The 13,100-nt window shown below is 66.4% G+C and carries 11 protein-coding genes; 7 read left to right on the top strand and 4 right to left on the bottom strand.

Annotated features, from left to right (window positions below):
• Positions 1–61 precede the first annotated feature (61 nt).
• Entirely contained in the window at positions 62–595 is a 534-nt protein-coding gene (locus tag KKR91_RS06500; protein ID WP_210230889.1) for a hypothetical protein, read from the top strand.
• A 9-nt stretch (positions 596–604) separates the two neighbouring features.
• A complete protein-coding gene (locus KKR91_RS06495; protein WP_210231099.1) occupies positions 605–1,711 on the top strand; it encodes a polyprenyl synthetase family protein in 1,107 nt (368 codons plus the stop codon).
• Between the two features lie 97 nt (positions 1,712–1,808).
• Here KKR91_RS06495 and KKR91_RS06490 read toward each other — a convergent pair whose 3' ends face one another.
• Positions 1,809–2,162, bottom strand: a complete 354-nt coding sequence (locus KKR91_RS06490) for an Rv2175c family DNA-binding protein (protein ID WP_210230888.1) — start codon at positions 2,160–2,162, stop codon at positions 1,809–1,811.
• A 245-nt stretch (positions 2,163–2,407) separates the two neighbouring features.
• Between KKR91_RS06490 and KKR91_RS06485 the strand changes: the two genes are divergently transcribed.
• Entirely contained in the window at positions 2,408–3,784 is a 1,377-nt protein-coding gene (locus KKR91_RS06485) for a LysM peptidoglycan-binding domain-containing protein (RefSeq protein ID WP_210230887.1), read from the top strand.
• A gap of 92 nt (positions 3,785–3,876) precedes the next feature.
• Entirely contained in the window at positions 3,877–6,042 is a 2,166-nt protein-coding gene (locus tag KKR91_RS06480; RefSeq protein WP_210230886.1) for a Stk1 family PASTA domain-containing Ser/Thr kinase, read from the top strand.
• A 93-nt stretch (positions 6,043–6,135) separates the two neighbouring features.
• Here KKR91_RS06480 and KKR91_RS06475 read toward each other — a convergent pair whose 3' ends face one another.
• On the bottom strand, positions 6,136–7,533 hold the full coding sequence (locus KKR91_RS06475) for a class II 3-deoxy-7-phosphoheptulonate synthase (RefSeq protein WP_210230885.1): 1,398 nt from the start codon (positions 7,531–7,533) through the stop codon (positions 6,136–6,138).
• Positions 7,534–7,624: 91 nt separating this feature from the next.
• Positions 7,625–8,545, bottom strand: a complete 921-nt coding sequence (locus KKR91_RS06470) for a lysophospholipid acyltransferase family protein (RefSeq protein ID WP_210230884.1) — start codon at positions 8,543–8,545, stop codon at positions 7,625–7,627.
• A gap of 168 nt (positions 8,546–8,713) precedes the next feature.
• Here KKR91_RS06470 and KKR91_RS06465 point away from each other — a divergent pair, with 168 nt between their 5' ends.
• Both KKR91_RS06465 and KKR91_RS06460 read left to right on the top strand, forming a co-directional pair.
• Positions 8,714–9,475, top strand: coding sequence for an alpha/beta hydrolase (locus KKR91_RS06465; RefSeq protein ID WP_210230883.1), 762 nt, complete (start codon positions 8,714–8,716; stop codon positions 9,473–9,475).
• Complete coding sequence (locus KKR91_RS06460) at positions 9,472–10,032, top strand: hypothetical protein (RefSeq protein WP_210230882.1); 561 nt, start codon at positions 9,472–9,474, stop codon at positions 10,030–10,032. Before KKR91_RS06465 ends, KKR91_RS06460 begins: the two co-directional genes overlap by 4 nt.
• On the opposite strand, the gene KKR91_RS06455 is transcribed toward KKR91_RS06460, so the two are convergent.
• Positions 10,029–11,009, bottom strand: coding sequence for an ROK family glucokinase (locus KKR91_RS06455; protein ID WP_210230881.1), 981 nt, complete (start codon positions 11,007–11,009; stop codon positions 10,029–10,031). The two genes, KKR91_RS06460 and KKR91_RS06455, sit on opposite strands and share 4 nt — an antisense overlap.
• A 242-nt stretch (positions 11,010–11,251) precedes the next feature.
• On the opposite strand from KKR91_RS06455, the gene KKR91_RS06450 reads away from it, so the two are divergent.
• Positions 11,252–13,057 carry an AMP-dependent synthetase/ligase gene (locus KKR91_RS06450; protein ID WP_210230880.1) on the top strand — a complete coding sequence of 602 codons (1,806 nt, stop codon included), beginning with the start codon at positions 11,252–11,254 and terminating at the stop codon, positions 13,055–13,057.
• Positions 13,058–13,100: the final 43 nt, after the last annotated feature.

Here is a 13,100-nt window from a genome sequence, read left to right as displayed (position 1 = left end):
ACGTTAGGGCTTCGCCTAGACTGGGAACCAGATTCTGATCCCCCACCAGATGCGGATACCCATGAAGAAGCCCTTGATCGCACTGACCGCCGCAGCCCTGCTGCTTGCCGCCGCAGGCTGTGCAGCGGACAACGAAGCCGGAGATTCCGGCTCAACCGGGTCCACCTCGGCGGCAGCCTCACCCTCTGCGTCCGCTACGGCCACGCCGTCGGCCTCCGGCACCCCGAGCGGATCACCCTCGCCGTCTGCCACCGCCAGCGCACCGCCCATTGCGCCGGGTTTCCCCACCGATGTGCTGCCGATCATGCCGGATTCAACCCCGCTCGCCACCAGCTTCGAAACGGATGACAAGCTTTTCACCGCCTCCCTGACCGCAACGACCAGCGCCAGCACGGATGCCGTGCTGGCGTACTACGCCGCCGAGTTCACCGCCCAGGGCTTTACGCCCACCGAGGCGGAGAACCAGGGAAGCGCCACGCTGCGGCAGTTCGTCCGCTCCGGCGGCGAAGAAATCGCCAACGTGACAGTGGTTCCCCGGGAGGGCACGGCCACCTACACGGTCAGCGTGAACACCCTCGCCGAGCCGGCCAAGTAGGGCCGCGTGATGGTGCACCCCGGGTCGCCCGAGGCGGAAGCCGCCCGGGAGCAGGCCGAATACCGAAAAGTCCTGGGCGCTGAGCTGGATGGCTTCCTGGCGGAGCAGCAGCTGGTGCTTCAGGACGTCTCGATGGAATCACTGCCTCTCCTGGACGCCGTTTCGTCCCTGGCCCAGGGCGGCAAGCGGCTGCGGGCGCTGCTGAACTACTGGGGCTGGCGCGGAGCCGGCGGAGCGGAGCTGGGCGCCCCGGCGGTCCGCTCGGGTGTGGCCCTTGAACTGTTCCAAAGTGCCGCGCTGATCCACGACGACATCATCGACCGCTCCGACACCCGGCGTGGAGGTCCCAGCGTCCACCGGCGGTTCAGCGCCACCCACAGCCAGGCAGCGTGGCACCTGGACGGGACCCATTTCGGTTCCTCCGCGGCCATCCTGGCCGGCGACCTGTGCCTGTCCCTGAGCGAGGAAATGTTCTCCGCCGTGGGCGCCCAGGCAGCCCACGGCACCGGCGCCCGGCGCATTTTCAACCGGATGCGCACCGAGGTGATGGCCGGACAGTACCTGGACATCCTTGAAGAGGTGGTGGGCCCCACCCACGAACCGGAGCGCGCCGTCGTGCGGGCCCGCAACATCCTCCGCTACAAATCGGCGAAATACACCACGGAGCACCCGCTGACCCTCGGCGGAGCGCTTGCAGGCGCGTCGGCAGAACTGCTGGATTGGTACTCGCGGTTTGCGCTGCCCCTCGGCGAGGCCTTCCAGCTGCGCGACGACGTCCTGGGCGTCTTCGGCGATCCGGAGCAGACCGGAAAGCCTGCGGGCGACGACCTGCGGGAAGGCAAACGCACCGTCCTGGTGGCCTATGCCCTGACGTTCGGCGGCCCCTCCGCCCGCGACGCGATGGCCGAGGGCCTGGGCCGGGCCGATCTGGACGACGACGGAGTAGCCGCCCTGCGCGGACTGATCCAGGAGTCGGGTGCGCTGGCGGCCACGGAGACCCTCATCGAGGGCCACACCCAGGCCGCGTTCGATGCCCTGGAACAACTTCCGGTGGACGACGTAACCCGCGCAGCGCTGAGCGCACTGGCCCACGCCGCGGTCAACCGCTCGGCCTGAGGACCAGAGTGCAGCAGCGGCCCCCGTCGGACGGGGGCCGCTGCTGTTTTTGTTCAGGTGCTGTTTTGTTCAGGTGCTGCTGTTTAGTTCAGGTCGGCTACCAGCCCAGCGCCTGGGCGCGGCGGCGGATTTCCGTCTTCCGTCCTTCGCGGAGGGCATCCACCGGGCGGCCCGGAAGGGAGTCATCCGCGGTGAACAGCCAGCGGACCATTTCCACGTCGCTGTAGCCTGCGTCATTAAGCACCGAGATGGTGCCCTTCAGACTGTCCAGGACAGCGCCGTCAACAACAAAGGCAGCGGGGATGCTGCGGATCTTGCGCTCCCCCAGCCGCACGGCCACAAGCGCACGCTCTTCGAGCATGCTGTGCACCTTGGTAATCGACACATTCAGTTTTTCAGCCACATCGGGCAAGGTCAGCCAGTCGGAAACAAGTTCCTCAAGTTCAGTCACTCCCCTAGGTTCCCACGAGAACGCCGTCCGGAGCCAGTTTCGACTCGCTGCCGGCCGGCAGTTACCTCGCCGTGACTACTTAGGTACCGAGCTGTAACTACTTAGTTATTGTCCAAACCAGTCAGTGGTGTAAATTCGCTTAGGTCACAGAAACCACTTCTGTCACACTCGCACCACTACTTGGTAATGGTTTATACGAGTTGCGGTAAAGGCCGCGCCGTCTACAGATGAGGAAACACCCCTTTATGACTGCTCAGTCGATTCAGGGAAGCAATTCCCCGCGTTCCACCTCAAAGGGAATGCCCCGCAAGCTCAGTGTTGCCGTGACCACGGCCGCCATTCCGGCCGTCATGATGTCCGGCCTCGCGCTTGCCGAACCGGCCCAGGCAGCTCCCGTCAGCCCGGATGCCACTCTCTTCCCGCAGCTTCCGCTCCAGGCCATCAAGAACCTGACTGCCGGAACCACCAACGTTATGGCGCCCTCTGCCCTGGCCTCGCAGATTCCCTTCACCATTGCCACGGAATCCAGCGTTCCTGCCACGCACCAGATCAAGGCCGGCGACACCGTCACCTCGATTGCCGCCCAGTACGGCCTCTCCGTGGCGGATGTGCTGCGCCACAACAACCTGCAGCCCACCGCCCTGATTTTCGCGGGCGAGGAACTGCGCCTGCCCACCGGCGGCAGCTCCGCTCCCGCCGCCGAGGCTCCTGCTGCGCCCGCCTCTGCAGGCACCTACACCGTTGAAGCCGGCGACACCCTCAGTGCCATCGCTGCCGCCCACGGCGTCAGCCTCGAGTCCGTCCTGGCCGGAAACGGATTGACGATGACGTCGATCATCCGCCCCGGCCAGCAGATCAGCGTCTCCGGCGGATCAGCCGCTCCGGCCGCGCCGTCGGCCGCTGCTCCGGCGGCTCCGGCGGCCGCCGCAGGCCACACCGTCGTCGCCGGCGACACCCTCACCGGTATTGCCGCCCGCCACGGAGTCAGCGTCAGCGAGCTCATGGCCGCCAACTCGCTGAACGGTTCCTCGATCCTGCACCCGGGCGACGTCGTCGCCCTGCCGGGCGCCTCGGGCGTCACGACGCTGGCCTCCGCGCCGGTCCAGGCCGCACCGGCCGAGGGTGCTCCGGCCGACCTGGTCTCCAACACCTTCCTGCACTACACCTACCCCGACCAGGTCGTGGCCGATGCCAACGTCAACAAGCACGCGCTGAATGCGGCAGCAGTGCCCAGCCGGGCCGAGATGCAGCAGATCGTCGCGCAGACCGCAGTCGAAATGGGCGTGGATCCGGCCCTGGCCATGGCCTTCTCCTTCCAGGAGTCCAGCTTCGACCACCGTTCGGTCTCCCCCGCCAACGCCATCGGCGCCATGCAGGTGATCCCGAGCTCGGGCGAATGGGCCTCGGACCTCGTCGGGCGCCAGCTGAACCTGCTGGATCCGTACGACAACGCCACCGCCGGCGTCGCGATCATCCGTTCACTGATCCGCACCAGCGACAGCCTGGAAAACGCCATCGGCTCCTATTACCAGGGGCAGTATTCGGTCACCACGCAGGGCATGTACGACGACACCCGCGGCTACGTCGCGTCGGTGCTGGCCCACCGGCAGTCGTTCCTGTAGCCGGCACGCAGAACAGCTGGCAGCTGCGAGGGCAGGGGGGCGGATCGGGTGTCGATCCGGCCCCTGCCCTCCGGCGCAAGTAGGATCAAAGAGTGCATGAACCCGTGAATGACCCCTTTGTCGGCTCCGTAGTGGATGAGCGCTACCTGGTGCTCTCCCGTATTGCCCGCGGCGGGATGTCCACGGTCTACCTGGCCACTGACCAGCGGCTGGACCGGAACGTCGCCCTTAAGGTCCTGGACCCGCACCTTGCCGCCGACCGCGGTTTCCTCGGCCGCTTCGAGCGGGAGGCCAAGTCCGCGGCCCGCCTGTCCCACCCGCATGTCGTTGGCGTGCTGGACCAGGGATTCTCGGACAACCTGGCCTATCTGGTGATGGAATACGTTCCGGGCAAAACCCTGCGCGAACTCCTCGAAACCCGGACACGGCTGACGCCGCGGCTGGCCCTGGCCCTCCTTGATGCCGTGGTGGACGGATTGGCTGCAGCGCACGACGCCGGCCTGATCCACCGTGACGTGAAGCCCGAAAACGTGCTGCTCGCGGACAACGGCAGCATTAAGATCGCCGACTTCGGCCTGGCCCGCGCCGTATCCACCAGCACCAACACGGGCACCCTCGTGGGCACCGTGGCCTATCTCGCTCCGGAACTGGTCACCGGCACCGGAGCCGACGAGCGCAGCGACGTCTATTCCGTCGGCATCATGCTGTACGAGATGCTGACGGGCCGGCAGCCCTTTACCGGTACCGCGCCCATCCAGGTCGCTTTCCAGCATGTCCATTCCACCGTTCCGGCCCCCTCCGTTGCCTGCCCGGGGCTCGCCGAAGACCTGGATGAACTGGTCCAGTGGTGCACTGCTCCGGAGCCGGACAACCGCCCGGTGAATGGCAGGGCCCTCCTGGGCGAACTCCGCCACATCCGCACCTCCCTGAGCGATGAGCAACTGGACTTCCACTGCCCCGAGCCTGCCGGCGGCGCGGCCGGAACCGGGTCCAACGCCACCGAGGCCATGGACTCCGCAGCCACCACCGCGCTGCCGCGCCCACCCTCGGGTGCCACCGAGGTTCTCAGCGCAGCCGGCGCCACCGAACGCGTTCAGGACCAGGGCGCGGGGAGCTACCCCACAGAAGTGATCCGCCGCACCGATAACGCGACGTCGGTGTTCCCCGGGTACGCCGGAGGTGCCGCAGGCACTGAGTACGACGACGGCGCAGCCGGCTACGATGACGGCGACCACCAGCCTTCCGGCGACGCCGTCGCTCCCGCCTCCCGCGCCGAACGACGACAGGCCCGCCGGGACCTCAAGGCCGAACAGCGCCGGGACACACGGGACGCGCACCGCCCCGAGGTATCCCTGCGCGGCGGACGGCCCCGCCGGCGCGGTGCCCTGCTCGTGGTGCTGGCCGTGCTCCTGGTTGCCGCCGCCCTGTTTACCGGCTGGTTCTTCGGACGCGGCCCCGGAGCGGTGGTGGCCATCCCCGACGTCGCCAATGTGTCAGAGGAAGCAGCGCAGGCACTGCTCAGCGGGGAAGGCCTGCGCTATTCCACCAACGAGATCCATGACGAGGTTGTTGCCGCCGGGCTGGCCGTGGGGACGGATCCCGACGCCCCCGGGGAGATCCGGCGCTACCAGCCGCTGACCCTGCTGATCAGCAAGGGCCCGGAGCTCTTCGATGTTCCCAACGTGGTGCAGCGGACCGTGGAAGCGGGTTCGGAGAACATCACCGACGCCGGCCTCACCGTCGGGGCGGTTACCGAGGAGCACAGCGAAACGGTGGAGACGGGCAAAATCATCAGCCAGTTTCCTGCCCCCGATACACAGCTGCGCCGCGATACAGCGGTGAACCTGGTGGTGTCCCTGGGACCGGCTCCCGTCCAAGTCCCGTCCGTGGTCGGTAAGACCCAGGACGAAGCGGTCCAGCTCCTGGAGAACGCCGGCCTCACCGCCGACGTCCTTCCGGCGCAGGTGAACAGCCGGGAGATTCCCGCTGGATCGGTCGCTGTCCAGGCGCCGGCGTCGGGCCTGGTCGAACGCGGCTCCGCGGTTGCCCTGACCATCTCCAAGGGCCCGGTCATGGTGTCAGTCCCCAACGTCGTCCGGCAGTCCCCCGATGAGGCGCGGGCACAGCTGGAAGGCCTGGGCTTCCAGGTCCAGATCAGTGAACTGCTCGGCGGGTTGCTGGGCATCATCCAGTCCCAGGATCCCAGCGGCGGCTCCACGGCCCCGGAGGGTTCAGTCATCAACCTGCGGGTTGTCTAGCTGTACTGAGAGGTTAGGTACAGGAACCCAAAAGAGGGACGGCCGGAGCTTTCCGGCCGTCCCTCTTTCTTCTGGGGTTACTTTTCTTCTGGGTTACTGCCCCTTGCGGGAAAGCGCGCCAGCCACGAGGAACGCCATTTCGAGCGACTGCATGTGGTTCAGCCGCGGGTCGCACACTGACTCATAGCCCTCAACGAAGGCTTCCTGGTCAACCGGGTCGGCTCCGCCCAGGCACTCCGCGACGTCGTCGCCCGTCATTTCCACGTGCAGCCCGCCCGGGAAGGTACCCAGCGCGTTGTGCACCTCGAAGAAGCCGCGGACTTCGTCCATGACGTCATCGAAGTTGCGGGTCTTGTAGCCGTTCGGGGACGTCACAGTGTTGCCGTGCATGGGATCCGTGACCCACAGCACCTTGGCACCGGATGCGGTGACCCGTTCCACCAGCGGCGGGAGCTTTTCCCGGATGTTCTGTGCGCCCATGCGCGTGATGAAGGTCAGGCGGCCGGGCTCCCGCTCGGGGTCGAGCTTGTCGATCAGCGCCAGTGCATCCTCGGGCTTGGTGTTCGGGCCCAGCTTGACCCCGATCGGGTTGCGGACCTTGGAGAGGAAGTCCACGTGGGCGGAGTCCAGGTCCCGGGTGCGTTCGCCGATCCAGAGGAAGTGCGCGGATGTGTCGTAGGGGAATCCGGTGCGGGAGTCGATGCGGGTAAGGGCGCGCTCGTAGTCCAGCAGCAGCGCTTCGTGGCTGGCGAAGAACTCCACGCGTTTGAGTGCCTCGAAGTCGGTTCCACAGGCATCCATGAAGCGCACGGCACGGTCGATCTCCCGGGCCAGGGATTCGTAGCGCGAATGGGCCGGGTTAGCGGTGAAGCCCTTGTTCCAATGGTGGACCAGCCGCAGATCGGCAAAGCCGCCCTGCGTGAAGGCACGGATGAGGTTCAGGGTGGACGCCGACGTATGGTAGGCGCGCACCATCCGGGCCGGATCGTGTTCCCGGGACTCGGGCGTGAAGTCGTAGCCGTTGACCATGTCCCCGCGGTAAGCCGGCAGCGTCACCCCGGACCGGGTTTCGTCGTTGGAGGAACGCGGCTTGGCGAACTGGCCGGCCATGCGGCCCATCTTGATCACCGGAAGCGACGCGCCGTAGGTAAGGACAACGGCCATCTGCAGGATGGTCTTCACCCGGGCGCTGATCTTGTCCGCTGTGGCGTCGTCAAAGGTCTCGGCGCAGTCCCCGCCCTGCAACAGAAAGGCTTCCCCCTGCGCGGCTGCGGCCAGGCGGCTCCTCAGGATGTCCACCTCGCCGGCAAACACCAGCGGCGGCACCTTGGACAGCTCGGCGATGGCGGCGGAATAGCCGCGGTGCTCCTGCCACGTCGGCTGCTGCTTGACAGGCAGGGTCCGCCAGTCATCCAGGCCGGGATAATCCGCAGCACCCGGACGGGCGGTGATGGATGAATCAAAGGCGTCGTCAACAGGAGTGTAAGTCACGCCTTTAAGCGTACTTGCATAAGGGTGTCGGGGCAGAAGACCGGCGTGGCCGGACGTAACGTGGCCTCTCCGGGGCGCAACATGCGCCGGGCTAGGCGCTGTGGGGCTCCGTGTCTTCGGGCTCGATGCCCTCCGCCTTCGGCTTCGGATTCCGGCGCCCGATAGACGTGACGGTTCCGGGCTTCCGGACCGACTTGCGCGTGCGCGCCCCGCCGGGCCCGCCGGCAGTCTCCTGCGTGGACGCCGCCTCAGCGGATCCGGCCGACCCGGCTTCGGATTCCGGCAGGCGTACCGCCGCGCTGCGTGCTTCGGCCCCCTTGGAAACCTTTCGCGCTGCAGCCTGCTTTTCCTTCATGGTGCTGGCGTAAACGTCGACATATTCCTGGCCGGACAGACGCATCAGTTCGTACATGATCTCGTCGGTGACGGAGCGCTGGATGAACCGGTCGTTCTCCATCCCGGCATACCGGGAGAAGTCCAGCGGCTCACCGACGATGATGCCGATGCGGCGGATATTGGGGATCTTGCGGCCGATCGGCTGGACCTTGTCCGTACCGATCATGGCCACCGGGATGACCGGAACCCCGGTTTGGAGCACCAGCTTCGCCACACCGGTCTTGCCGCGGTAGAGCCTGCCGTCCGGGCTGCGTGTGCCCTCGGGGTAAATGCCCAGGAGCCCGCCGTTTTCCAGGACGTCAACGCCGGCATTCAGGGAACTGGCGGATGCTGCCCCACCGGAGCGGTCCATCGGAAGCTGGTTGGCGAGCCGGAAGAAGGCAGCGGTGAGTTTACCCTTGAGGCCCTTGCCGGTGAAGTATTCCGACTTCGCCAGGAAGCTCACCGGGCGCGGCACCGCCAACGGCAGGAAGATCGAATCCGAGAAGGACAAATGGTTGCTCACCAGCACGGCCGGCCCGGTTTCAGGCACGTTATCCATGCCTTTGACCCAAGGCCTGAAGAGCAGATTGACCACCGGCCCGATGAAAATGGTCTTCATCACCCAATAGAACACGTAAGCCAGCTCTCCTGTCCGGACACAACAAATCAGGGGGACCTTTAGTGGTTTCCCACCTCCTACTCTATGCGCCTACCCGCCGAGGCTGTATTTCGACCTTCCAGAGGGGGCAACTTTGGGCGTCGCAGGGGTGGAAAACCGGCGGCCTAATGCAACCATAGAGATATGACTTCCCTACCGGGCGCGGGCGCCTTTTCCTCTGCGGGGCATGGCGGCAACGCCTCCACCGGCGTGCTCCTGAGCCATGGGTTCACCGGGTCTCCGGTCAGCCTTGCCGCCTGGGCGCGGCACCTCTCCGATCAGGGCTACGCGGTTAGCCTGCCGCTGCTGCCGGGCCACGGCACTACCTGGCAGGAGCTCGCCCGAACATCCTGGGAGCGATGGTATGGAGCGTACGACGCCGCCTATGAACAGTTGCAGGGGCGAACGGACCGGGTGGTTGTGGCCGGCCTCTCGATGGGCGGAACGCTGGCCCTGCGTTTGGCCGCCCACCGGCCGGTGGCGGGGGTGGCAGTGGTGAATCCCGGGCTGACAATCGATGATCCGCGCGCCCGTCACGCGGGCTGGTTGAAATACATCATGCGGTCGGTGCCGGCCATCGCCAACTCCATCAAGCTGGAAGGCCAGGATGAGGGAGCTTACGCCCGGACGCCGGTGGGCGGAGTGCACCAGCTTCTGCGGCTCTTCCGGGACACGACGACGACGCTGCCCCTGATTACCGCCCCGGTCCTGGTGTTTCGCTCCACCGTGGATCCGGTGGTGCCCGAATCCAGTATGGAGGTGCTGCGCCGGCGGCTCGGGAACCGTCTCGAGGTGGTGGCCCTGGAAAACAGCTATCACGTGGCCACCATGGACCACGACGCTCCCCTGGTTTTCGACCGTACCCACCAGTTCATCCAACGGATCAGCGCAGGTGCCGCAGCATGAAAGACCGCGAACCCGAACACAATGAATCCACCGACGAAGCGGCCTGGCTGGATCTGGTCGCCAGGCTCCAGGACATGCCCGCGGATGAAACGCACGGCGGCCGCACCAACCCCGACGGCAGCCGCGCCACCGCCCCCGGCTCCGGGACCGGAACCGGAACCGATCCGCATGAACCGGCAAACCCCGGGGCTGCGCCTGATTCCATACCGGACTCCCCCCGTTCCGCCGCGGAGCGCACACGGGCCATCTTCGAGAACCAGCCCCTGAGGCCGCTGTCACCGCGCGGGCCGCGCGATTATGACGAGCCCGGGGAGCTTGAGTCGGAGGGAGAGTTTGTTCCTCCCGAGCCACCCCCGTTCAGCACCGGCGAGCCGCTGGTGGTCCTGGCCTGGATGGGCGCCTTGGGCGGACCGGTCCTGTTGCTGCTGTTCGCCATGTTCTGGCGGGATGCCCCACTGCCTGTCATCCTGGGCATCATCGCCCTGTTCGTCGCCTCGGCTGGTTACCTGCTCTTCCGGTTGCCGCAGCACCGAGAGGACGACGGCGCGGCAGTCTAGCGCCGGGCTGCTATGCGGGAGAGGTCAGCGGCACCGATCATTCCCGCAGCCGGGCCCAAGGCCGCGAGCTCAAGCTGCGCCGCCGGACGGAAGCCCCTGCCGGTCAGGTTCCGGGCGAAGGAGCGCCGGGCCGGCTCCAGCAGCAGGTCCCCGGCGGCGCTGAGTCCGCCGCCAATGACAAACATGCCCGGATCAAGTGCCGCAGCCAGATTCGCCAGTCCCAGGCCCAGCCACTGCCCCACTTCCTCCAGCAGCTCAATGCAGGCCTGGTCGCCGTCGAGCGCCATCTTGGTGACCACCGCGCCGGTGATGGCGCCGATGTCGCCGTCCACGGCGCGGATCAGCTCCTGGGCCACGGGCGAGTTTGCGGCGGCCAGTTCCCGGGCCTCACGGCCAAGGGCGTTTCCGGAGGCATACTGCTCCCAGCAGCCCCGGTTGCCACACTCGCACCGCTGGCCCGAGGGCATGATGATCTGGTGGCCGAATTCCCCGGCCACACCGAACCTGCCGCGCTCCAGCCGGCCGTCCATGACCATCGCTCCGCCGATGCCGGTGCCCAGCGTGACGCAGACCATCCGGCTTTGGCCAATTCCGGCGCCAAAGCGCCACTCTGCCCAGGCCGCGCCGTCGGCGTCGTTCACGAGGTGCACGCGCCGGCGCAGCAGGCGTTCAAGGTTCTCGCGCAGCGGTTCGTTCCGCCATGCCAGGTGCGGACTGAAAAGCACCGTGCTGCCGGCCAGGTCCATCCAGCCCGCCGCGCCGATCCCGACGGACCACACGTGGTGCTTGGCGGAAAGCTCGCGGACCAGGTCGACAATGACCGCCTCCACCTTGCGCGGGTCCTGCCCCGGGGTTGACCGCCGTGCCTCGGCGATGACCCGGCCGTCGCCGTCGACCAGTCCAGCGGCCACCTTGGTGCCGCCGATGTCGATTCCGATGGCCAAGCCCCTGCGCCGCATCGGGCTTGGAAGCCTCATCGGGCGGCGGGCCGGAAACGACTCAGGGGTTCGGCGCTGCCAAAGCAGGGAGGAAGAACGGGGAACGGGCGCTGGGGTAACGGGACGCATCAGTCACCCATTGTATGTAGAGGTCAACCCCAAGAGCGAAAGCGTTATCGCTTCGAAAGTTACCGACCGGTATTTAATGTGATCTACGTTATAGGCTGTCGAATAATGTCTGCGTTACGTCTGCGGGTCTGTCGGATATCAAAGGAGCTATCGTGCGTGAATACAGTGTCCCCCCTCTAGTGGAATCTCCACTGAAAACCAATACCACCGACCTGTTGCTTGAGCAGGCGGCCAAGCCATCCAATCCCGCCCTGTTCTCGGTCCGATCAGGCGATACGTGGACTCCGATCACCGCCACGGAATTCCTCAAGGACGTCCAGGCGCTGGCCAAGGGGTTCGCCGCGTCGGGGATCAAGGTCGGCGACCGGGTGGGCATCATGGCCCGCACCCGGTACGAATGGACCCTGGTCGACTTCGCCCTCTGGTACACCGGCGCTGTTTCGGTGCCGATCTACGAGACCTCTTCGCCGGCCCAGGTCGCCTGGATCCTGAGTGACTCGGGTGCGGTAGGCGTCGTCGTGGAGGCCGCCCGCCACGAAAACATCGTCCGGCAGGCAGCCAACGAAGAAGACCTCGACGCCGTCCGCGATGTCTGGCAGATTGACGGCCCCGGGCTGGACGATCTGCGCGCCGCCGGAGCCACCGTGTCCGACGAGGAGCTGGAGGTGCGCCGTTCCACCGCTACGTTGGAGGACACCGCCACGATCATCTACACCTCAGGGACAACGGGCCGGCCCAAGGGATGCGAACTGACGCACGGGAACTTCGTGAATCTCTCGCGGAACGCTGCAGCAGCCCAGCCGGAGGTAGCGAGGGAGGGTGCGCAGACCATCATGTTCCTGCCGCTCGCCCACGTTTTCGCCCGCTTCATTTCCGTCCTCTGCGTTGCCGCCGGCTCTACGGTGGCCCACACGCCCGACGTCAAGGGACTGCTGCCGGACCTGCAGAGCTTCCGACCGGACTTCATCCTGGTGGTCCCCCGGGTCTTCGAAAAGGTCTACAACAGCTCCATGCTCAAGGCCGAAGACGGCGGCAAGGGCAAGATCTTCCACGCCGGCGCGGCTACGGCCATCGCCTGGTCCAAGGCGCAGGAAACCGGCAAGGTTCCGCTGAGCCTGAAGATCAAGCACGCGGTCTTCGACAAGCTGCTCTACGGCAAGATCCGCGACGCCATGGGCGGCCGGGTCAAGTTCGCCATCTCCGGCGGTGCACCCCTGGGTGAACGCCTGGGCCACTTCTTCCACGGCATCGGCGTGGTGGTCCTGGAAGGCTACGGCCTGACCGAGACCACTGCCCCCATCAGTGTCAACACTCCGCAGCTAATCAAGATCGGCACGGTTGGCGCACCACTGCCCGGCAATGCGGTCAAGATTGCCGACGACGGCGAGATCCTGACCAAGGGTGTCAGCGTCATGAAGGGCTACTACAACCGGCCGGACCTCACCGAGGCGAACTTCGAGGACGGCTGGTTCCGCACCGGAGACATCGGCCAGCTTGATTCCGACGGCTTCCTGAAGATCACCGGCCGCAAGAAGGAAATCATCGTCACGGCCAGCGGCAAGAACGTCATTCCGGCCGTCATGGAAGACAGCATCCGTGCCGACGCGATCGTCTCGCAGTGCGTAGTGGTCGGCGACCAGAAGCCCTTCATCTCGGCCCTAATCACCATCGACGAGGAAGCCCTGCCCGGCTGGCTGGAGCGCCACAAGCTCCCGGCCACCACGACGGTGGCCGAGGCAGCCCAGACCGAGCAGCTGCAGAGCGAAATCCAGGCCCTGGTGGACCGCGCCAACAAGACGGTGTCCCAGGCCGAAGCCATCAAGGTCTTCCGCGTGGTCCCCAGCGACTTCACCGAGGCCAGCGGCCACCTGACCCCGTCCCTGAAGATCAAGCGCGCCCAGGTCCTCAAGGACTTCTCCGCCGTGGTGGACGACATTTACAGCGGCCAGAAGGTCTAGCGGCTACTCCCGGCAGGAATCCCTGCAGCAACAAGGCCGGCCC

This window comes from Arthrobacter jiangjiafuii (assembly GCF_018622995.1).
Lineage (GTDB): Bacteria > Actinomycetota > Actinomycetes > Actinomycetales > Micrococcaceae > Arthrobacter_B > Arthrobacter_B jiangjiafuii.
Note: the sequence above shows the minus strand (reverse complement) of the source record. Positions and strands in the feature narration are given on the sequence as shown.